General features: G+C 38.9%; 20 protein-coding genes. 2 read left to right on the top strand and 18 right to left on the bottom strand.

The window, feature by feature from the left end; translation table 11 throughout:
• Positions 1–70: 70 nt before the first annotated feature.
• Both KJ593_02975 and KJ593_02970 read right to left on the bottom strand, forming a co-directional pair.
• Positions 71–550 carry a hypothetical protein gene (locus tag KJ593_02975; GenBank protein MBU2540843.1) on the bottom strand — a complete coding sequence of 160 codons (480 nt, stop codon included), beginning with the start codon at positions 548–550 and terminating at the stop codon, positions 71–73.
• 98 nt (positions 551–648) lie between these two features.
• A complete protein-coding gene (locus KJ593_02970; GenBank protein MBU2540842.1) occupies positions 649–1,629 on the bottom strand; it encodes an ExsB family transcriptional regulator in 981 nt (326 codons plus the stop codon).
• A 310-nt stretch (positions 1,630–1,939) separates the two neighbouring features.
• On the opposite strand from KJ593_02970, the gene KJ593_02965 reads away from it, so the two are divergent.
• Positions 1,940–3,472, top strand: coding sequence for a glutamine synthetase beta-grasp domain-containing protein (locus tag KJ593_02965; GenBank protein ID MBU2540841.1), 1,533 nt, complete (start codon positions 1,940–1,942; stop codon positions 3,470–3,472).
• Positions 3,473–3,541: 69 nt separating this feature from the next.
• Here the strand turns inward: KJ593_02965 and KJ593_02960 are convergent, their stop codons facing one another.
• The 7 genes from KJ593_02960 to KJ593_02930 form a co-directional block, all read right to left on the bottom strand.
• Entirely contained in the window at positions 3,542–5,131 is a 1,590-nt protein-coding gene (locus tag KJ593_02960) for an FMN-binding glutamate synthase family protein (protein MBU2540840.1), read from the bottom strand.
• A gap of 293 nt (positions 5,132–5,424) precedes the next feature.
• The gene (gene gdhA, locus KJ593_02955) at positions 5,425–6,768 is read right to left on the bottom strand and encodes an NADP-specific glutamate dehydrogenase (protein ID MBU2540839.1); all 1,344 of its coding nucleotides are present in this window, start codon (positions 6,766–6,768) and stop codon (positions 5,425–5,427) included.
• Positions 6,769–7,141: 373 nt separating this feature from the next.
• The gene (locus tag KJ593_02950) at positions 7,142–8,545 is read right to left on the bottom strand and encodes an HD domain-containing protein (protein ID MBU2540838.1); all 1,404 of its coding nucleotides are present in this window, start codon (positions 8,543–8,545) and stop codon (positions 7,142–7,144) included.
• A gap of 72 nt (positions 8,546–8,617) precedes the next feature.
• Positions 8,618–9,982 carry a magnesium transporter gene (gene mgtE / locus KJ593_02945; GenBank protein ID MBU2540837.1) on the bottom strand — a complete coding sequence of 455 codons (1,365 nt, stop codon included), beginning with the start codon at positions 9,980–9,982 and terminating at the stop codon, positions 8,618–8,620.
• 9 nt (positions 9,983–9,991) lie between these two features.
• Positions 9,992–10,783 carry a trehalose-phosphatase gene (gene otsB, locus KJ593_02940; protein MBU2540836.1) on the bottom strand — a complete coding sequence of 264 codons (792 nt, stop codon included), beginning with the start codon at positions 10,781–10,783 and terminating at the stop codon, positions 9,992–9,994.
• A 2-nt stretch (positions 10,784–10,785) separates the two neighbouring features.
• A complete protein-coding gene (locus KJ593_02935; GenBank protein ID MBU2540835.1) occupies positions 10,786–12,264 on the bottom strand; it encodes a trehalose-6-phosphate synthase in 1,479 nt (492 codons plus the stop codon).
• A 117-nt stretch (positions 12,265–12,381) separates the two neighbouring features.
• On the bottom strand, positions 12,382–12,741 hold the full coding sequence (locus KJ593_02930; GenBank protein ID MBU2540834.1) for a response regulator: 360 nt from the start codon (positions 12,739–12,741) through the stop codon (positions 12,382–12,384).
• A 130-nt stretch (positions 12,742–12,871) separates the two neighbouring features.
• Here KJ593_02930 and rfaD point away from each other — a divergent pair, with 130 nt between their 5' ends.
• Positions 12,872–13,837 carry an ADP-glyceromanno-heptose 6-epimerase gene (rfaD, locus tag KJ593_02925; GenBank protein MBU2540833.1) on the top strand — a complete coding sequence of 322 codons (966 nt, stop codon included), beginning with the start codon at positions 12,872–12,874 and terminating at the stop codon, positions 13,835–13,837.
• Here rfaD and KJ593_02920 read toward each other — a convergent pair.
• The 9 genes from KJ593_02920 to KJ593_02880 form a co-directional block, all read right to left on the bottom strand.
• Positions 13,834–14,556: a DUF72 domain-containing protein gene (locus KJ593_02920; protein MBU2540832.1), complete on the bottom strand. Its 723-nt coding sequence runs from the start codon at positions 14,554–14,556 to the stop codon at positions 13,834–13,836. The two genes, rfaD and KJ593_02920, sit on opposite strands and share 4 nt — an antisense overlap.
• On the bottom strand, positions 14,553–15,260 hold the full coding sequence (locus tag KJ593_02915) for an rRNA pseudouridine synthase (protein MBU2540831.1): 708 nt from the start codon (positions 15,258–15,260) through the stop codon (positions 14,553–14,555). The genes KJ593_02920 and KJ593_02915 overlap by 4 nt, the downstream gene beginning before the upstream one ends.
• Complete coding sequence (locus KJ593_02910; GenBank protein MBU2540830.1) at positions 15,257–16,066, bottom strand: RNA methyltransferase; 810 nt, start codon at positions 16,064–16,066, stop codon at positions 15,257–15,259. Before KJ593_02910 ends, KJ593_02915 begins: the two co-directional genes overlap by 4 nt.
• 106 nt (positions 16,067–16,172) lie before the next feature.
• A complete protein-coding gene (locus tag KJ593_02905) occupies positions 16,173–16,340 on the bottom strand; it encodes a hypothetical protein (GenBank protein MBU2540829.1) in 168 nt (55 codons plus the stop codon).
• Positions 16,341–16,539: 199 nt separating this feature from the next.
• The gene (locus tag KJ593_02900; GenBank protein MBU2540828.1) at positions 16,540–17,340 is read right to left on the bottom strand and encodes an N-acetylmuramoyl-L-alanine amidase; all 801 of its coding nucleotides are present in this window, start codon (positions 17,338–17,340) and stop codon (positions 16,540–16,542) included.
• Between the two features lie 4 nt (positions 17,341–17,344).
• Positions 17,345–19,195, bottom strand: coding sequence for an aminodeoxychorismate synthase component I (gene pabB / locus KJ593_02895; GenBank protein MBU2540827.1), 1,851 nt, complete (start codon positions 19,193–19,195; stop codon positions 17,345–17,347).
• Between the two features lie 23 nt (positions 19,196–19,218).
• Complete coding sequence (locus KJ593_02890) at positions 19,219–19,803, bottom strand: RNA pseudouridine synthase (protein ID MBU2540826.1); 585 nt, start codon at positions 19,801–19,803, stop codon at positions 19,219–19,221.
• A 79-nt stretch (positions 19,804–19,882) separates the two neighbouring features.
• A complete protein-coding gene (locus KJ593_02885) occupies positions 19,883–20,278 on the bottom strand; it encodes a response regulator (GenBank protein ID MBU2540825.1) in 396 nt (131 codons plus the stop codon).
• A 103-nt stretch (positions 20,279–20,381) separates the two neighbouring features.
• Positions 20,382–21,059 (bottom strand): hypothetical protein, encoded by a 678-nt coding sequence (locus tag KJ593_02880; protein MBU2540824.1) that lies wholly within the window; start codon positions 21,057–21,059, stop codon positions 20,382–20,384.
• Between the last annotated feature and the right edge of the window lie 19 nt (positions 21,060–21,078).

Below are 21,078 nucleotides of genomic sequence, written 5' to 3'. Positions count from 1 at the left end.
GTATCCCTATGTAAGTTCTCTACAATCATCTCCACTATTATCCACAGTAGCACTAAATTGTCAAGAGAAATTAATCTAGTTTTTTCTTTATTTCATCAACAAACTCCTTAACCTTATCAAAGGCCTGACCTCTTTTAACCTCCTTTTCCAAAACCTCCATTAGTGCAACCGGCTTCTGGCCACAAAGCTTTTCCATATCTTGTAATGTCTTCTTACCTCCTGCGCTACCTTGTGTTATAAAGAAGGCTACTCTTTTCAACGCCTCTTTCTTCTGTTCTATATAAGTTCTAATCGCGCAAGCCATAGTAAAACCCCAGACTGGAGTACCTATAATAACCAAATCATAACTTGCAGGATCTTTTTTAACCTCTTCTATTACTGTGCCCTTCTTCATAACTGCATCTTTACCTGCAATCACATATCCTTTAGCTCCACTCCTATCCTTAGTATCAATAATCTCCTCATCATCACATCCTAATACATTACTAATATCCTCTGCCACTTGTTTAGTAATGCCGGTTCTTGAATAAAAGACTACTAGGGGTTTCATGGGTTAGACCTCCGTTAGCGCCTGTCCGCCTAGAGCGGAGAACACCTTGTTCTAGGACTTATAAAATTGTGTCCGGTCCTATCTTTCTAAACGCTAACCTATATTGCCTCAATCGTAGACGGCGGCTTAGTGGTTATATTATAGGTAACGCTTACTACTCCTGGAACTTCCGTAGTTATTCTTTTTGAGAGTTTTTCTAGAATATCAAAGGAAAGTCTGGTAGGAGTGCCTTTTAAGGCATCTTTGCTTTCCCAACATCTTACTTCAATCTGAAGACCAAAATCACGTTTTCCATCTCTTATGCCAGTGACTCTGTCTTGGTGTAGTATTGCCAGGTATTGGAATGCCTTTGTTGAAGATAACTCTTGTTCAACAATGGTAGTTGCTTTTCTAACGGTTTCAGTACGTTCTGGGTTTACCTCGCCTATAACCCTTGCTGCTAATGCTGGTCCGGGAAATGGTGGCCGATTATGAATCTCCTCAGGCAGACCTACTGCTTTGGCAATCTCTCTTACTCCAGATTTTCTAAGTTCAATAATTGGCTCTAGGACTTTATAGCCAAAGCTTGCCTGAGTATCAATTCCAAGTTGTTCTAGGATATTATGCTGGCGTTTTATTCCAGCAATTGTCTCTTCTACATCAGTGTAATTTGTGCCTTGCAAGAGATATTTTGAACCACTGTTTCTTACTAAATCACCAAATACCTTTTTGTAAAAGGTCTGTGTAATTGCCTCTCTTTTTTCTTCTGGGTCTGTTAGGCCTTTAAGAGCAGAAAAGAACTCTTTTCTTGCATCAAAAATCTCTACCTTAACTCCTAATTCTTTAAAGATATTTGCAATCCTTTCTGCCTCACCTTCTCTCATAATGCCATTCTCAATAAAATAGGTCTTTAATCTTTTCCCTAAGGCCTTATGTCCTAACATGGTAACTACAGAGGAATCTACTCCACCAGAAAGGGCATTAATAGCAACGTCATCTTTAACTGCAATGGAAATCTCTTGAGCCTTTTCTTCTATAAATTTTTGTGGGCTTAGATCTTCTAGTTTTATCTCTTTGACAGTAAACTCAGCGGACTTCATAGTGCCTCCTTATTAAGTTAAATTAGTGGATTTAAAAGTGGAATTTTTTGAGGGTTAACTTCTGACATGATGATTTTGAGATGGTAAACAATAGTCTATCATTAAAAAAATCGTATGTCAAAAGAAAAAGTATGCAGGAAAAGTGAGTAGCTAAAGAGAGAGTTTAGGCTAAAAAATGACTATTTTAGCCTAAACATGACTCATGTAAAAAAAAGATAAAAAAATACTTGACAAATGTCAAGCAATGCTTTACACTTGTAAAGTAACATTAAATGATACCTTACAAAACACTTAACTAATGGAGGTAATAATGGAAGAATATTTAAGTCCAACCCAGGCAGCCAAGATCTTAGGCATTTCCAGGCAGGCAGTTATTGAACGTATTAAAAGTGGTACTCTATTTGCAGAAAAGGTAGGCAGTAGATATATCATAGCTAAAGACCAAGTGCTTTTAGAGGACCCCTCAGCAAAAAGAGAACCTATCAGCATAGATATCCCCTCTCTTGGCAAAAAGAACAGGAAACAAGGAATAAAGGATATAATAGAAAAAATCCATAAAGATAATATTAGGACTATCCAGCTCTGGTTTGTGGATATCTTAGGTATTTTAAAGTGTGTGTCTATTACCAAAGGTGAATTAAAGGATGCCTTAGAACATGGTAAGGGTTTTGATGGCTCTTCAGTCACTGGGTTTGCTGAGGCACAAGAGTCTGATATTATTGCTATGCCAGATGTAACTACGTTTAAGGTGCTTCCCTGGACAATTGAGACTGGGCCTATTGCCAGGATATTCTGTGATATATTAAGTCCGGATCAGAGTCCTTATGTGGGTGATACAAGGTATGTCTTAAGGAAGGCCACGGCCCGAGCAGGTAAGTTAGGTCTTACATTTTATATAGGGCCTGAGGTTGAATACTTTTATTTTAAATCCAACAAGAGCCCCCAGATTATTGATGAAGGTTCTTATTTTGAGTTAATTCCAAATGATTTAGCAAACACCTTAAGAAACAAAACAGTTCGAGTCTTAGAGGAAATGGGCATAACTATGGAAGCAACCCATCATGAGGTTGCCCCTAGCCAGCATGAAATAGATCCTAAGTATACAAATGCCTTAACTGCAGCAGATAACGTAATCACCATAAAATACGTAGTCAAAGAGATTGCACAGCAAAGCGGGGTTTATGCTACTTTTATGCCCAAGCCTCTGTTTGGTGTAAATGGTTCTGGCATGCATGTTCACCAATCTTTGTTTCGGGGTGATAAGAATACTTTCTTTGATAAGAGAGATAAATACCACCTCTCTTCTATTGCCAAAGGGTTTATTGCCGGACAGCTTAAACATGCTAGGGAAATCTGTTCTTTAACCGCACAATGGGTAAATTCATATAAACGGCTGGTAGCAGGCTATGAGGCTCCGGTTTATGCCTCTTGGGCTCAGAGAAACAGAACTGCACTTCTGCGGGTTCCCTTATACCGACCCGGAAACGAAAAGGCAACTCGGATAGAATTAAGGTGTCCTGATCCAGCCTGCAACCCATATCTTGCCTTTTCAGTAATGCTTGCAGCAGGATTAGAAGGAGTTGAGAAAAAATACCCTCTACCTCCTGCGGTTGAGCCTAACATCTACCATATGGCTATGGAGGAACGGGAAAAAAGAGGCCTCACCTCTTTACCTGGAAACCTTTTTGAGGCAATTATGGAGACTGAAAAAAGCGAGTTTATTAAAGAGATCCTGGGTGAGCATATCCTTTCTCGATTCTTGTTTAATAAGAAAAAGGAATGGGAAGATTATCGTATTCAGATTACCCAGCATGAAATCAAAAAATACCTACCCCTACTCTAAAGAAAAGGGGATAGGCAATATTAACCTATCCCCTTCTTTTTTAGCTTTCTACTCTACCTACAAACTTTTTTAAGAGCTTATAATCTTTTCTGCTTCCTCTCTGTAGGCATCCATTACATATGGAATGCCCGAAACCTTGGCTGCTTCTTCAGTTAAAGAGACTATATCCTTCCTAGAGATAGTAGAGAGCTTAAAGTTTCTGCTTCCGGCCATTAACTGCTGAAGTCCAACTTTGAGCTTCTGGCTAAAGCTATAGATTCCCATTGCACCCAGTGGTATCTCTTTCATTCTTTTGCCATATTTCTCCTCAAGCTCTTCGTAACAGACAAATATCTCTTCGGGCTTTTTCCCATAGCAAGAGACAGTATTCGGCAGGTCTTTGCCTTCAATCCAGTAACCAATATTTTTACCGACCATACCTGGAATCATATAAGCCCTTCCCATGCACACTGCCTTTACATAAGGAGCACCCATTGCTAATACCTTAAATATATGGTCCTCGGTTGAGAAACCACCAGCAATAGCAATATCTGGAATGCGTATCCCTTTCTTATCTAGCTTCTGACAAATCTCATAGGTCATTGACTGCAGATAGAATGTAGGTATGCCCCATTCTTCCATCATTCTCCAAGGGCTCATACCTGTTCCGCCTGAAGCACCATCAATTGTCAAAAGGTCAATCTCAGCCAGAGAACTAAACTTAATAGCCATAGCCAACTCTCGCATAGGATATGCCCCGGTCTTTAGGGTAATACGCTCAAAGCCTAACTCTCTTAGACGCTTAATCTCAAGCTTAAAATCTTTCTCGGTTACAAATCCTAAACGAGAATGACGCTCAAACTCCTTTATTGCCCCTGCCTTATAGGCCTTCTGCACTGCCCTAAGTGAAGGGTTAGGAGTAACTATGTAACCGCGCCTTTGAAGCTCCAAGGCTCTTTCTAAAGGCCTGACCTTAATTTCTCCGCCAATACATTTTGCTCCCTGGCCCCACTTAAGCTCGATAGTTTTCAAGTTGTGTTTCTTTCTAACATATTCGGCAACACCTAAACGGGTATCTTCTACATTCATTTGGACTAAAATCTCACCATAGCCCTCATGGAATTTTCGGTAGGTCTGAATACGCCTGTCCATGTCCGGAGCCTTCTTTATTTTGCCTTTAGAATCAAGCTCTAATTCTGGATCAATACCGCAGACATTCTCTCCGCAGACCAAAGTAATGCCGGAAATAGCTGCGCCAATAGCAAAATGCTCCCAGTTCTTTCTGGCAATCTCAGTTGAGCCGAGCGCTCCAGTAAAAGCAGGCATTCTCATCTTTACCTTGCTATTGGAGCCATACTCAGTCTCAGTATCTACGTTAGGAAAAATAGCAGTATCTGGTGAGGGCCTTACTCCAGAAGGCAATCCCTCTGCTCCCATGGCGTAACCTAAAATATTTAAATGAGAGTAGTCAACCGGGTAATTCTTGTCACCTCCAGCACTAATTTCACCAAAGGGACCAGGATAAAGAACTTCCCGGCTTCTAAAGCTTGCCTTAAAAACCTCACAGTTACCCCGGCAACCGTCAATACAACGTGTGCATATGCCTGAACTTGGAACAACATTACGTGATCTATTAGCAGTCTGGGTAACATCATTTGCATTTGGACGTCCTAAATTCATCTATAACCTCCTGTTTTAACAAACGATTCTCATAAAATAAAAAAGGCGTTCTTACTCCTTATGAGAGCATTAGAACACCTTTGTCCTACAAATAAAAACGTCTTCCTGCTTAAGAAGACGTCATTATCTGGAAGGATTCTTCTTTGAATTAAAAAACACAAAAAAAGACGTTCTTTCGAACGCCTTTGTTAATTTCCAGCACATACTTTGTGCCACTTATCTAAAGTTAAATATAACACAAAATTCTTTACTTGTCAAGTTTAGATCTTTATTTTGCCTCAATAAACAAAGAATCAAACCAGGCCTTGAGCCATCATAGCCCTAGCTACCTTCAAGAAACCAACAATGTTAGCGCCGTTAACCAGGTTGCCGGGTGTACCATATTCTTCTGCCGCTTCTTTTGCGGATTTATAGATATTGACCATAATCTCGCGCAATCTTTTATCCACTTCCTCAAATGTCCAAGTTAGACGCCCAGAGTCCTGGGCCATTTCTAATCCAGAAGTGGCTACCCCACCGGCATTGGCAGCTTTGCCCGGACCAAAAAGAATATTTTTCTCAAGAAAGACCTTAACTGCTTCTGGAGTACAAGGCATATTAGCTCCTTCTGCTACTGCTATACATCCATTCTTTACCAGGGTCTTGGCTGCCTTCTCATCAAGCTCATTCTGCGTTGCACAAGGTAGGGCTATGTCGCACTCTACATTCCAGATACCGCTACTACCCTCATGATATTCTGTTGTTTTATGATGTTCAGTACAAACCTTTATACGCTTTCTCTCAATCTCTTTGATACATTTAACGGTTTCCAAGTTTATCCCGTGTTTATCGTAAATGAATCCGTTAGAGTCGCTCATTGCTACAACCTTTGCACCTAACTGAGTAGCCTTTTCATGAGCATAAATGGATACATTACCTGAACCAGATATGAGGACGCTTTTACCAGAAAAAGAATCACCCTTCTCCTTTAGCATCTCCTCGCAGAAATATACGCATCCGTAACCAGTAGCCTCAGTCCTTACTAAAGACCCTCCAAAATCAAGACCTTTGCCGGTAAGGACTCCATTGAATAATCCGGTAAGTCTTTTCCACTGGCCGAACATATAGCCAACTTCTCTAGCGCCCACGCCGATATCTCCAGCTGGAACATCAGTATCTGCTCCAATATGACGATAAAGCTCATTCATAAAACTCTGACAGAAACGCATTACCTCAGAGTCTGACTTTCCTTTTGGATCAAAGTCAGAACCCCCTTTTCCTCCGCCCATCATCAAGCCAGTCAAAGAATTTTTAAATATCTGCTCAAATCCTAAAAATTTTATGATTCCTATATATACTGAAGGGTGAAAACGAATACCCCCTTTGTAGGGACCAAGCGCAGAGCTAAACTGTACCCTAAAGCCTCGATTAACGTGCGTCTTGCCCTTATCATCCTGCCAAGACACTCTAAAAATTATCTGTCTTTCTGGTTCAACTATTCTCTCCAGTAGCGCAGTATCCTCAAGCTCAGGATTCCTTTCGACAACCGCTTTAAGCGATTCCAAGACTTCAGATACGGCTTGATGGAACTCTGGTTCATTAGGATTGCGTTTTTTAACTGTCTCTAAAACTTTCTCTATATAGCCTGACCTTGCCATTGCTTCCTCCTTATTCCCTATAGCTGTACATCTAACCTTTTAGAGGCGACCCTTACGCCTCTTTTGGCAGATAGTAAATACCCTGTAAGACCTCAATCAATTCGCCGGATGAACCTTGTCTTTTCTTTAATAATTTTTGCATTTTAACTGAAACTTGAGCCATAGCTTAAAAAAAAAGATGCCCCCTTCGTGGACATCTTTGTCACTTAATGCATTCCCTGCTCCTTTAAATACTGTAGTCACAATATACAACAACTCTAAATCTTTGTCAAGTTTTTTTGCTGCTCAACTACTTCCAATCTTGGCATGCTTAATTTCAAGTCCTTGCACATTGAAATCTCTTTCATGCGCCTATATACTCATACCTTAACTTTTAGTCTTTCTCTAGTATCTGAATTAATACATCAATGACCTTAGGCTGAAATTGACTGCCTCTATTTTTCTTAAGCTCCTCTATAGTCTCTTGCTTGCTAAAGGCCCTTCTGTATGCCCTGGGTGAAATCATTGCATCATAGGCATCAGCCACTGAGACAATAGCAGCAAAGAGATTAATGCTATCTCCACTTATTTTGTCAGGATAGCCCTTTCCATCATAGCGCTCATGATGGCCTCTAACTATTGCCATCATTTCTTCTGTTAAAGAAATGGGTTTTATTATATCCTCTCCTATTATAGGATGGCTTTGGATTATCTCCCACTCCGCATCAGTCAGCTTACCCTTTTTGTTTAATATATTCTCATGGATTCCAATTTTACCTATATCATGAAAGAGTGCTGCCTCTTTTAATATTTCTATTCTTTCCTTAGGGATTCCTAATTTATGAGCAATCTTTTCTGAATATTCAGCCACTCTTTCAGAATGTCCTCTTGTATAATGGTCCTTCGCCTCTAATATACGTACAAGTGATTGTGCTACGCGATAGAAATAGTTAAGAAGTTTCTTTCTTAAATCATAAAGGCTTCTTGCCATTTGGTTAAAAGACGAGGCTAATTCAGCTATTTCATCAGCACCACTAACCTTTACCTGATGCTCTAGATCTCCCTCGGCAATACGATGAGTTGCCTCTACTAATTCATTAATAGGCCTAGTGATTCTCCTTGATATTGTCATCCCTAAAAACACAGAAAGAATCACTCCTAAAATCGATACAAAAATTCCACTTTCATAAACAATGTTCTGAAGTATAGTAACATCTTGCGTAGTAATGTCTACTCCTAACATAGCCACGGTTTCTCCGTTCTTATTGCGAATAGGAGCATAACCTGAAAGAAAAAATCCCCTTTCATCTCTTTTGATTTCCTTATCTGCAGAAGGAACATCAAAGGCCTTAAGAATTCCAAGAGACCTAACAGCGTCATATTCATCTCCGGGATAGAAAGTTATTTCTCCTTTTGTATCCCCTGCATCAAAAGGACCAGAATCAACAACAAACTTCCAGATACCTTCTTTTTCTGTCTTAACCATAGTATAGATGTAGATGATAGGTGGATTTGCCTCTTTAATCTTGGCCAGCAATTCGGCAATGGACTTAAAGGCAGGACTATTTATTCCCTCTGGGTTTAGAGGGACCCGACGCAGCAAATCAACATCAATAGCCAAAACTAGAGTCCGTGCAATTACCTTTAACTTTTCCCTGAGTTGCTCAAGTTGTGCATCATGGGCGGATTTGTAGATAAGGAAATTGCTTAAGCTCGCAACAAAAAATAACGAAAGGATCAAAACCAACGTAACCTTTGCCTGGAAAGTTCTAAAAAATGGAATTTTGGTTTTCTGCATTTTATACCTCTGAAAGGTAGAGACACATTCTATTTTTTAAACAATAGGCCATAGGAAATGCCTGAGGAAGTCCTAGGCTCCGGAAAGTGAAAAAACAACGGTTGCGATTTGTAAATATACAATTATTGTAATGATATCAACAATGCTCGCGATAAATGGGCCACTCATTAAGGCAGGATCAAGTTTCAACTTTTTAAAAACCAAAGGAAGCATTGCGCCTAATGTTGTCGCCACAGTAACTGTAATAATCATTGCTAGGCCAACGGTTAATCCTAATAACGGGCTTCTATTCATTACGATAGCCCTGAATGCTGCCAAGACTCCCATGGCAAGTCCGACAAAAACTCCTGTGACTAATTCCTTTCTTAAGACCTTCAACACATCTTTCATCCTTACTTCCCCAGTTGCAAGACCTCTGATGATAACGGTTGATGACTGCGTGCCTGCGTTACCACCTGAGCCGCTAAGTAACGGCAAGAAAAACACTAAGGCAATAACGCTTTGCAACTGCAAAGTATATTTTTCCATTATCCAGGCAGACACAAAACCCATAACAACCAAGACGAGTAACCACATTATCCTTTGTTTAGCTATATGTACAGCATTAGAGCCCATATAGTCTATGTAAGTACCAGCAGCACCGTATTTATAAATATCCTCTGTGTTCTCTTCCACCACAACATCAACAACATCATCAACAGTAACAATACCAACCAACTTATTGTCATTATCAACAACAGGAATAGCCAAAAAATCATAGTCAGATAACCTCTTGGCCACTACCTCCTTATCCTCATTAACATTAACTGTAATCACCTGAGGATGCATCACATCGGAAATCTTACTATTAGAATCTGCAACCAATAGATTCTTTAAAGAGACGATGCCTAAGAGTTTTCTCTCTTGATCAATAACATAGACATAATAGATAGTCTCGCGATTAAACGCCTGTAACTTTATTCGTTCAAATGCCTCTTTTACCGTAATATCTAAGGGTAAAGATGCGTATTCGGTTGTAAGTATAGAGCCGGCTGTATCTTCCTCATAGGCAAGCAGTTTTTTGATGTCGTTTCGTTCCGCCTGGGCTACCAAAGGTAAAATCTCTTCTGTCCTCTCCCGGGGTAAAACCTTTATAAAATCAGCGCGTTCATCTGGTGCCATTTCTTCTAAGACATCTGCCATCCACTCTTTTGGAAATTGGCGGAAGATCTGGCGCTGCCGCCTTATCTTAAACTCCTGGAAAAACTCTATGCCCTTTGGCATGCCCAAGGCCATAACAATCTCTGCTATCTCACCAGGAGTAAGACCCTGTGCTAGAATATAGATATCGTGAGGATGCATATCATCAAAGAATTTACACAACCTCTCTTTTTTTTCTGGAGAACTCAAAATTTCCTTTATCTCCGGAGATATAATAGAGGCTTTAGTTTGTGTCATAATAACCGCCTAGATTTCTTTTAACCTATTCAAAAATCTATAAACCTGCTGCGTATTCCTAAGATAGTATTTAGCGCAAGAGTCTTTTTTGGGTTTTCCCACGAAAATAGTTATTCCCCTAGCCTGCAAATTCCGAAATGCATCTTCATCTGTTGTATCATCACCAATATAAACCGCTAAATTTGATTTAGTACTTAATCTCATTTTTTTCATAATCAGCTCAACAGCCTTACCTTTATTCCAGTCAACCTTGGGTCTTAACTCCAGGACCTTCTTTCCTTGTGTGAGTCTTAGTTTTCCTTGATATTCTTTTTTATTTAATAACCTTCTTACATCTTTAGAAAGATTCCTGATATTTCTTCTGCCTTTAACAGCACGAAAATGCACAGATAAGGTCAAACCCTTATTTTCAACAATACTTCCTGGGAAACTTTTGCAAATTTTAGAAAGCTGCCTATAAATACCCTTTATTATAGAATTTAGACTAAGTGCCTTTTTATGTAAGAATTTTATTCCTGGCCCGGATAATTCCATTCCGTGATTGCCGGCAAATATGATTTTTTTTAACCTTGCGAGTTTTTTAACATCAGCTAGTGCCCTGCCTGAGATAATTGCTAACTGATATCGCTTCAATTGGGAAAGTGCGGCAAGGAGTTTTCTTTGTTGCGGCGTTATCCTGGCAAGCTCTGGCCTTTTTACAATAGGAGTCAAGGTGCCGTCATAATCAAGAAATAGAAATATGCGTTTACTTCTTGCTACCCTTTCTAAGAAATGATTCCAGGCTGAAAAAAAATACTTCACCTCTATTCCTCAAATTCAAATTTTAGTAATTCGGATATGATTTTTCCGGCCCATCTAAATATATTATTCTGCTCAATTATTTTGCGCATTTTGTTCATCCTTTTTGTGCCTTCTCTTTTTGAGAGATTTAAGGCCTTAAACATACTATCTGCAAATTCATCTCTGTCATAAGGATTGACTAAAATAGCATCTGGCAACTCTCTGGCAGCACCTGTAAATTTGCTTAAAACAAGCATGCCGCTTGAATCAGTTCTTGAGCAGACAAATTCCTTGGCGACTAAATTCATACCATCGTGCAAAGAACTAACTAGGCACAAATCTCCCAGCCTGTAAAAAGCTAACAATTCGGCAAATGATAAATGACGACGAACCATAATAATCGGCTTCCAGTTTTCTGTAGAATGTCTCCAATTTATTTGTTCTACAAGCGCATTTATTCTATCATTTAATTCTTTGTACTGGGGGATATGAATTCTTGAAATCTCACCCATTTGTAAGAATATTATCTTTTCCTTTAACTGGGGGTGTTTATCTAGTAAGTGGTCTACTGCAAGCAACCTTTCTGGAATACCTTTGGTGTAATCAATGCGATCAATCCCAAGAAGTACCTTGTAACCAGAAAGAGCGTATTCCTCACGCAGGTTATCTACTGCCGTCTGTACAAGAGAAGAATTGGATGTGTGATTTAGGCCCTCAGAATCAACGCTAATCGGATAAGGCCTAACAAGCACTTCATGCCTTGCTTTGGATATTGCAAAACGCTCACGGTCAATCTTACATTCGATTGTCCTATCCACACAATCTATGAAATTATCACAGTGATAACGAATGTGAAAACCCAAAAGATCATTGGCGAGTAATCCCTTCAAGATTTCAGCACCTTGAGGACATATCCTAAATGTCTCATAATTTGGCCAGGGAATATGCCAAAAATGAGCTACAATTATCTGTGACTTAGCCTTCTCTTTTAAAATCTTAGGCAATAAGGCTAGATGATAATCCTGTATAAAGATAAATGCCTTATCCTTTCCTACTTCTTCTAAGACAGCCTCTGCGAATTTCTTATTTACATTTTTGTAATACTCCCAGTCCTCATGCTTAAATCTAGGCCGTTGAAATGCCATATGACAAAGGGGCCAGATAGCTGTATTAGAGTAGCCGTAATAGTAGCCGTCTACCTCTTCCTTAGTCAGCCATACCCGCTTTAAGGTATAGGCATGGTTATCCTCAGGCACCTTTAGTTTACTGTGACTATCAGCAACCTTTTTATCAGCATCTCCGTTTCCAAAAGCTACCCAGCTGCCATGACAGGCCTGCATTACAGGGTCCAGGGCTGTAACAACGCCGCCTGCACCCCGTATACACTCAATCTTTCCCTTTTTGAACGTGTGAACGTAAGGCTGCCTATTGGATACGACTATAAATTTATAGTCGCTCATGCGCTCTTGTATCAGCTTCTTTAAACTTGCCTTATTCCACATAATATTATCCTTTATAAAGAAATTATTACCCCTAATTTTCGAACTTTTATTATAGCACATAAAACAAAATCAGGCAACCCAGCTAGATTGTCTGATTATATGCTAAAAATCTATTTTTCAGGCCTTTTCCGCTTCGATAAACCTGTAAAGATCTGCCAATTTTACAGGTTTTCTTAGTAGGGCATCTAGTCCTAAGAGTTCTTTTAGCTTCGCGTCAACCAGATCATAGCCAGTAACAAGAATCTTCTTAGCATCTGGGCTATGTTCCTTAATAATCTTTGGCAGGTCAATACCGGTTATACCGGGCATATTATAGTCAAAAAATATAATACTATAAGTATTAGACTCAATTAAATGCCTGGCAGAATCACCATCAAAGGCAACATCAGCGGTAATTGCCTTGCTCTTTAAAAAATCCTTAAAACTCAGGCAAAAATCCTTTTCATCATCAACTATAAGAACTCTTATCTCGCTCATTGTTTTCATTCTCTATTTTTTCATTTTAGCACTATTTATTAAAACCGCAAGCATAAAAGTATGGCAAAAATTGACACAACCTCTTGTGCGTGTTACAATAAGAAAACTTAAAAACAAAAGGAATAAGAAAATGATTGTCCTAACTGGTGGGGCGGGTTTTATCGGAAGCTGCATCCTCTCTGAATTAAACAAAAGAGGCTATACGGATATAATCGTAGTGGATGAGCTGGAAAAGTCCCGCGACTTTCCAAATCTAGCCAATAAGAAGTTTTCATCCTTCTTTGATAAAGATACATTTCTTGAGCTTATCAGGAAAGATAAACTCGAATCAAATATCGATGTAATCTTTCATATAGGGGCCTGCAGCTCGACTACGCTTGATGATAAGGATTATTTTATGAAAAATAATTTCGAATATTCTAAATCTATGGCTGAGTATGCAGTTGACAAAAATATACGTTTTATCTATGCAAGTTCCGGGGCTACCTATGGAGATGGCTTATCTGGTTTTTCAGATCTAGATCAAGCAACGCTAAAATTAAAACCACTTAACCTATATGGACTCTCCAAACACCTTTTTGATCTCTGGGTGCTTAATAAAGGTCTAGCAAAAAGGATCATAGGATTAAAATATTTTAATGTCTTCGGTCCTAATGAATACCACAAGGCTGATATGATGAGCTTAATCTGTAAGTCATTTGATAAGGTAGTCAAAGAAAAAAAGATGCGTTTGTTTAAATCATACAAAGAAGAATATAAGGATGGGCAGCAGAAAAGAGATTTTATCTATGTTAAAGATGCTGTGCGGGCTACGCTTTTTTTCTGGGATAATCCTAATATTGGCGGTATCTTTAACATCGGGACAGGAACTGCGCGAACCTGGAATGATCTTGCGCAGGCCTTATTCAAAGCCCTAAACATAGACGCTAGTATTGAATACATAGAAATGCCGCAAGACCTGCGTGATAAATATCAATATTTCACTCAGGCTGAGACTGGAAAGCTAAAAAGAAGTGGTTTTGACTGCAGATTTATGAGCCTTGAGCAGGCAGTCAAGGATTATGTCGGCTATCTGAAAAACAAGTCTTATCTCTAACATGCCAAGATTTTCTTAAACTCCTGCGCATTGGAAACCGCATGCGCATTCACATCATTATTAAAATAAACATAAAGTCTTCTGGATCTCTGCCTCTTAACCCAAATAGACCATTTCTTCAGTGCGGAAATAGAATACCTGCCATGATACTTGGCTTCTGTTCCATGAAACCTTAAATAAATAATATCATTGGTAAGAAGCCTGGGACAATCAACGCCTAGCATATCGTGGATGCAAAAAGAAACATTATGTTTGGCCATCAGATCAAAGATCTCTTTCTTAAACCAGGTATTGTTGCGAAATTCAAAAACGTGCGAATAACCTTTGGGTAATTCTGAGAGGAAATCTCTAAAACGCACTAAATCTAGACTCCAACCAGGCGGCAACTGATATAGAATTGGGCCCAAGTTTGCCTTTAGGAGCTTTACATGCTGAAAAAACCTCTTTAGGGTCTTGGCTGCATCTTTTAATTTCTTCATATGGGTGATATAACGATTAGCTTTGATGCTATAGAGAAAACCTTTCTCTGCCTGGACATGCCAATTTCTGAATACGGATTTAGAAGGAAGTCGATAAAAGGTATTATTAATCTCAACAGTATTGAAATATCTACTGTAGAACTTAAACCAATCTTTAGTATTTAAGGTCTTAGGATAAAACCTCTCTCTCCAATCGCTATAATGCCATCCTGAGGTGCCGATTCGAATCTTAGCACTCATACAGCCATTCCCACGCATCTAAATAGCGCATCTGTCTCTTTCTTGGTTAAGTTTCGCCATCTAGCTTCAGGAAGTGAACCTAACTTCAAGACACCATAAGAAACCCTTTTTAAAAAAACTACATTATAACCTAAATGAGAAAACATTCTGCGGATCTGCCGCTTCTTACCTTCATGTATGGATATGGTTAAATTACGCCGGTCTTTCAAAACAATATCCGCACAGCTTGTGCGTTTAGAATCTAGGATTATCCCCTTCTCTAGGGCACTTTTATCTTTATTGCTTAAGTCCTGATCTATGCGAAGCAGATACTTCTTTTTAACCCCAAATCTAGGATGCATCAATCTATGAGCAAATTCTCCATCATTAGTAAAGATAAGTAGTCCTTGACTATCCTTATCTAGCCGGCCAACAGGATAAAGATAATACAGGTCCTTCGGGATATGCTCATATACTGTTACCTTTGCATGTTTATCTTGGCGCGTTGTAACAACTCCCTTTGGTTTATTAAATAAAATATAAACCTTTTTCTTAAGAGAAATACTCCGACCATCAAGAAAAATACGATCCTTATCCGGATCAACAGCATAAGACGCCTCATAAATAGGCTGCTTATTTACGCTGACTCTGCCTGTTCTGATTAAATTAACAGCGGCCCTTCTAGAACATGTGCCGCTATGAGAAAGGAATACTTGTAGTCTCATCTAATTTTGCTTATGTTTCGCTGCCGTAATAGTTCGTAAACAACAATTGCTACTGAAGTTGAGACATTAAGAGAATCAACATCACCTTGCATCGGTATAGTAATTTTAGATTCACTTAAGCTTAGGAAGGCCGCACTGACCCCTTTGTCTTCGCTGCCAAAAACGATTGCGCAAGGAAGCTTAAAATTAACCTGCCAATAGGAAATTTTAGAATCAGGAACTGAAGAGATAATTCTTATCCTGCCTGATTTAAGCCAAGAAAGCGTTTCTTCTCTTGTCGCCTCAACTAGGGGTAAAGAAAAACAAGTACCAAGACTTGCCCGGATAACATTAGGGTTGTATATATCGGTTTTTCCTTCGGTCACGATTAAACCAGCCACACCTGCTGCCTCACAGGTGCGGATAATCGCACCTAGATTGCCGGGTTTTTCTATAGCCTCAACTACTACAAATACAGACTGCTCATTAAACTCTAAGTCCTCTAAATTCTTCTTTGGCTGCTCTGCTACTACAACGATTCCTTCTTTCCTATCGCCAAAAGCAATTTTAGAAAAAACAGTAGAATTAACCCTAAAGGTATTCTTGCAGGATAAACTTTCTAACAAATCCCTATCTCTCAAAAAATCCTCACAATAATAGATTTCATTAATCTTTATATTACCTTTCTTAAGGAGTTTGATCTCTCTTATCCCATCAACAAGCATAAGATGCAACCTCTTTCTTGAACTAGCTTGGCGTAATTTAATCAAAGATTTAATATGGGGATTAAAAACGCTTGTTATTAGTCTAGATTTAGTTTGGTCCATTATCTCTATCTTTCCTTATTAAGAAGACTTCTCATCTAACAAAAAGAGGCAAGTTGCGCATAATTATTGCGATGACCTTGCCTCTTACAATAAGAAAAAAACTCTGCTACTTAAGCTTTGCTGCTGTATCTTTGCTTACAACTCTCCAGCATTCGTGAGTGCCTGAAGGCGATTTAGCGACAACAAAATTCCTTCCGCCTTTTTGCACCAGGCGATATTCAGATGCCTTAAATTTATTCTTACTTTTTACGTCAAAAAATTCCATTTCCTGCATGAGAAGCCTCCTTTAATGACCCCCGCTGCTTCGCATAAAGCAAAGAGGGGAATGAAAATTAGTCTAGATTTACTTTACTGTCTGCAAATATTATACCAAAGATTAAAACTTATGCAACTAAATATTAAAATCTAAAGAAGAATCTAAAAAAAGGTCCTCAATCTGTTTAGATGCCTTTTTATAAAAACAAGGCCCGGGATCATCCCACTTCCCCTTTTACAGACTTTAGTTCTTTATTATTCCTCTTTAAGCCATCGTAAAATATCTTCCAGGGAAAAAGCTTACCAGGGCATTCTGTCCTAGCACCCTTAACCTGGCCATGGCCTAAAATATTCCTTACGGGGATACGATAACGTCTCTTCAATGTATTAATAAGTGCGATTAAAGACTCCATCTGTTTTTCTGTCGGCCTTCGTTTACTTAAGTTCCCCACAAGACATATGCCTATTCCTTCGCTATTCATGTTAGCGACCTTGCAATGAGCTCCTTTTTGTTGTTTAATCCAGCGAGGGGAAATTTCAATCTGGCCATCTGATTTTCCCGCTGTGCCATTATCAATCAAAAAGTGATACCCAAGACCGTTGATAAAACCGCGACGCTTATGGCCTCTGTACAAAGTAAGGGCGTTGCCTATCTCTGTAGCACTATGATGCACTATAATATATTTCCATTTCCGGCTAGGATATAAAGGAATAAATGCAGACATTGGCGCAGCATTAGGAACGATAATCCTCTGGCCCATCTCTAATTTTGAGGCATCGCGCAGATTATTGGCTCGGGCGATATCTTCAATATCGACATCGTACATCTTGCTAATACGCCAAGTCGTCTCACCCGGACCAACTTCATGAGTAATTGTGGAACGATATCCTGCGGGCTCTTCTCCCTTTGGCAATCTAGGTATGGTACTGACCTTTTCGTATGTCGGAAGGGCTACGCAAGAAGAAAGTAAGGGAAAAACCAAAAGAATCAATAAAGCTTTAATGTATCCTCTCATCATATTTTTATTTTCTTTTCATTGGTTGAATTTTTATTATACCATAAATTGCATTAGTTAGATATATATTATCAGCAGAATAAATATCAGCCTCATGTAATACACATTCACTTAAGAGGCTCTTTGCGGTTGCAAAAAGATAACGCCTGTAAACACCATTTAATAATCCGCAAGACAAAGCTGGCGTATAAATTTTTGAATCTTTCTCAATGAAAATATTGGATATTGCGCCTTCTGTAATCTCACCCTTTTCATTTTTAAAAATACAATCGAAATATCCCTTCTTTCGATACTGGGCATGCTCGCTATTATAGAGGGCCCTCTTGGTTGTCTTATGAAAAAGAAAAGAATCTCCGGAATTAGTATATTTGCGAGAAAAGATTATCCTTTGTGGCCGAGACCCTAAATTGGTCAAATCCTGGCTGGTAAGACTAATATAGCCATCTCTAAAAAGTAGAAGTCGCAACTTATAATTCCTATCTCTTTTTAATTTTTTTATAAATCTTTTTATCTGGTATAAAATCTTTTCGGGCTTAAAGCAAAAATCAAAATACAAAGTTGATTCCTCAAGTCTTTCTAAGTGATATTCCAATAAAGCAATTTCACCCTGCCTTAAAACCATTGTCTCAATTAATTGAAAATCAAGAGAATCTTCCTTTAGAAAATCAGCCTTTAACAGGCACTCCTGCCATTCCCTCTCTGGTTTTGAATCCCAGATAATGCCGCTTCCTATTCCTAAATCAGCTAGTTTGTTCCTTCGGTCAATGCGCAGGGTCCTGATTGCTACATTAAACACTGCTTCTTTGCCTGGAGCAATATAGCCTATAGAACCTGTATAAACACCACGAAAAGTACTCTCAAGCTTATGGATAATTTCCATTGTTCTGATTTTAGGCGCTCCTGTAACAGAACCAGAAGGAAAAATATTCCTAAAAACCTCAAGCCAACTTAACCCAGATTCAAGATGAGACTTAACCGTGGATGTCATCTGCCACAAAGTATTAAGTTTCTGGATGTCAAAAATGCTAGTTGTATTAACACTTCCTGTTTTAGAAACACGACCTAAGTCATTACGCAACAAATCCACAATCATTATATTCTCAGCGCGGTCTTTATAAGAATTTTTCAAGCTAAAGGCATTAGCACAATCTCTCGATGCATCCTTACCCCTATTAATGGTGCCTTTCATGGGCCTTACGGTCATTTTCTGTCTTTTGCAACTGAAGAAAAGCTCAGGTGAGAGCGAAAGAATGTATTCAGCGTTATTTTTTATAAAAGCTGCATAAGACACCTTTTGATTCCTGCATAATTGTAGGAATAAGTTATAGACAGAACCACTAAATCTAAAATATTTTTTTATGGTGTAGTTTACCTGGTAGGTATGCCCACCTGCTATGTAGGACTTAATCTTGCTGATAGCTGCCTTATACTCGTTCTTTGTAGTGCTAAAACCTAAAGGCTGTAAGGTAAACTTTCCATTGAGCGTCTTAGGAAAATCTTCTCTTAATCTAAGGCTACAATTATCAAATTGTATTATCTTTGGCTTTCGATATACGCCAAACCACATCAAGACGCTATCTGATGTATCCAATCCTTTAAATCTTTCCTCAAAGGCAAAACTAGCTTCATAAGAAAGATAGCCGGCAATATGTAATCCCTGACGCAGATAGCTCTGGATCTTATCAAAGCAACTCTCTACATCTTCTAATCTCCTGGCAATTATCAAATCCTGCGGATCAGTAAAAAGCAGACTGCGCTGATTCTCTCTATCTCTTAAATCAGTCCAGAGTAATACACAATTTTCTTTTTTCTCTATAAGCGAGAGAAGCGTATTTAATTTATCTTGGCTTGGTTTCATACTAGAAAACCATACGGCTGTAATTAATCATGTGAATCTAGGAATTTCTTCATGTCAGAAGGCAAGGGACAATGCAGGGAAATTGTTCGCCTATCTTTAGGATGGCGAAAAGAGATGCCGCGTGCGTGCAACCCAAGACGTCTAAATTTAACATTAAAATCTCTGCCAAAAGCATATAGGCGTTCACCCAAAAGAGGGTGGCCGACATTGGCAAACTGTATTCTAATCTGATTAGTCCTACCTGTTAGGGACTGCACATTTACTAGGCTCCAGCCATTTCTCTCTTCTACTACCTTATAATGCAACAAGGCCCTTCTTTTAGATTTCTTTGGAATTGCTTGGATAAAATCTATGAGTGTTCCTTTTTTTCGCTCTAAGGTTCCTTTTATAAAAGCAAGATAGCTCTTGCTCACTTGTCTTTTTTTAAATTGCTCCATAACTAATGCCTGGCTCTTCTTGCCCTTAGCGAATACAACAATTCCAGAGGCATCCCTATCTATACGATGACAAGGATGCAAGCGATAGGATAAGTTATCCTCCTTGGCCTTTTTGTTCAATAGTTCAAGCAGACTCAATTTCCTCTCATTTCTTGCAGGGATTACTAACATACAGGGGGGCTTGTTAATCACAAGTAGGGAACTATCTTCATAAAGAATGCTATACATAGTAACTAAAAAGCTTCTGGCGCTACTCTTCTTTTCTTCTTATTGGGATGAGGCTAATCATGGTTTTGACAGCATCGGAGACATTTTCTAAAGTAAAAGGCTTGGTAATATAGTAGTCTGCATCTAATTCGTAACCTTTACGCAAACTGTCAAACTCATTTTTTGTAGAAATAATGATGACTGGCTGCCATTTTCCTGAAGGGGGGTTAGCGCGTAGCTGGCAAAGTACCTCAAATCCATTCTTCTTTGGCATATTAATATCAAGAAGAATTATATCCGGGCTAGTATCCTTTATCTTATTTAAGGCATCTTCGCCATCAGTTGCAGTAACAATATCATAACCTGCATCTTTTAAGTGCTTGCTTAATACTCCTAGAGCATCAGCTTCATCTTCAGCTATTAGAATTTTATAATTCATAACTATTTTATTGTAATATACATAGTTTGAAATTGCAAGAGGCAAAAAAAATAAGCCCCCAGCTATTTCCTTAGCCGAGGGCTTATAAACTCCACGAAAAATATTACCTCTTTGACTTTAGCTTCTCAATCGCCTCAGTAACTAATTTCCCTACGATATCCTTACAGCCTAAACCAAAGGCAATAGCAAAACCCAAACCTAAAGAAGAAAGAGTTATGATAACAATCCAAGTGAATACGTTAGCCCCAATCTGCAATTGCTCTAAGACAATAATTATAGAAAATATTATAACAATCATTTCTACAATTCTGCCGAGAAGTTGCGGTTGTTGTACTCCAGTATTGGAAGCAGCCGTGGTTATTGTCTTACCTAAGAAAGTAGCTAAAAACATCCCCAAAACAAGAATGAATATACTTATAATCACGTTAGGAACATAGAGAACAATGCGATTCAGGAGATCTGCAGCTACATCTAAACCCATAGCATTGATAGCTACCACAACAATAATCAGAAGCGCCAGCCAATAACAAAGTAATCCTACCAACTCTGACAATGAAGAGCCTATGCCTCCCTTGGCAAGAAACTTATTAACCCCCACTTGTTCTGCTGCCACATCCAATCTAACAACCTTCAATAGTTTAATTACAACATTCTTAATCAACCTAGCGATGAGCCAACCAACCAAAAGTATTAGAACTGTATAGAAAAACGAAGTCAGGAATCCGCCGATCTGAGTCAGCATCCCTTTTACTGGCTCAATAAAAACACCTTGCCACTGCATATCTACCTCCTGGTTAATA

Source organism: Candidatus Omnitrophota bacterium, from assembly GCA_018830005.1.
Lineage (GTDB): Bacteria > Omnitrophota > Gorgyraeia > JAHJTE01 > JAHJTE01 > JAHJTE01.
This window is presented reverse-complemented; position numbering and strand designations above follow the sequence as displayed.

Bases quoted from the DNA above. Each gene is read 5' to 3' on its own strand.
- KJ593_02975 (MBU2540843.1), bottom strand. From the start codon at position 550: ATGAAACCCCTAGTAGTCTTTTATTCAAGAACCGGCATTACTAAACAA.
- KJ593_02970 (MBU2540842.1), bottom strand. From the start codon at position 1,629: ATGAAGTCCGCTGAGTTTACTGTCAAAGAGATAAAACTAGAAGATCTA.
- KJ593_02965 (MBU2540841.1), top strand. From the start codon at position 1,940: ATGGAAGAATATTTAAGTCCAACCCAGGCAGCCAAGATCTTAGGCATT.
- KJ593_02960 (MBU2540840.1), bottom strand. From the start codon at position 5,131: ATGAATTTAGGACGTCCAAATGCAAATGATGTTACCCAGACTGCTAAT.
- gdhA (MBU2540839.1), bottom strand. From the start codon at position 6,768: ATGGCAAGGTCAGGCTATATAGAGAAAGTTTTAGAGACAGTTAAAAAA.
- KJ593_02950 (MBU2540838.1), bottom strand. From the start codon at position 8,545: ATGCAGAAAACCAAAATTCCATTTTTTAGAACTTTCCAGGCAAAGGTT.
- mgtE (MBU2540837.1), bottom strand. From the start codon at position 9,982: ATGACACAAACTAAAGCCTCTATTATATCTCCGGAGATAAAGGAAATT.
- KJ593_02935 (MBU2540835.1), bottom strand. From the start codon at position 12,264: ATGTGGAATAAGGCAAGTTTAAAGAAGCTGATACAAGAGCGCATGAGC.
- KJ593_02930 (MBU2540834.1), bottom strand. From the start codon at position 12,741: ATGAGCGAGATAAGAGTTCTTATAGTTGATGATGAAAAGGATTTTTGC.
- rfaD (MBU2540833.1), top strand. From the start codon at position 12,872: ATGATTGTCCTAACTGGTGGGGCGGGTTTTATCGGAAGCTGCATCCTC.
- KJ593_02920 (MBU2540832.1), bottom strand. From the start codon at position 14,556: ATGAGTGCTAAGATTCGAATCGGCACCTCAGGATGGCATTATAGCGAT.
- KJ593_02915 (MBU2540831.1), bottom strand. From the start codon at position 15,260: ATGAGACTACAAGTATTCCTTTCTCATAGCGGCACATGTTCTAGAAGG.
- KJ593_02910 (MBU2540830.1), bottom strand. From the start codon at position 16,066: ATGGACCAAACTAAATCTAGACTAATAACAAGCGTTTTTAATCCCCAT.
- KJ593_02905 (MBU2540829.1), bottom strand. From the start codon at position 16,340: ATGCAGGAAATGGAATTTTTTGACGTAAAAAGTAAGAATAAATTTAAG.
- KJ593_02900 (MBU2540828.1), bottom strand. From the start codon at position 17,340: ATGATGAGAGGATACATTAAAGCTTTATTGATTCTTTTGGTTTTTCCC.
- pabB (MBU2540827.1), bottom strand. From the start codon at position 19,195: ATGAAACCAAGCCAAGATAAATTAAATACGCTTCTCTCGCTTATAGAG.
- KJ593_02890 (MBU2540826.1), bottom strand. From the start codon at position 19,803: ATGTTAGTAATCCCTGCAAGAAATGAGAGGAAATTGAGTCTGCTTGAA.
- KJ593_02885 (MBU2540825.1), bottom strand. From the start codon at position 20,278: ATGAATTATAAAATTCTAATAGCTGAAGATGAAGCTGATGCTCTAGGA.
- KJ593_02880 (MBU2540824.1), bottom strand. From the start codon at position 21,059: ATGCAGTGGCAAGGTGTTTTTATTGAGCCAGTAAAAGGGATGCTGACT.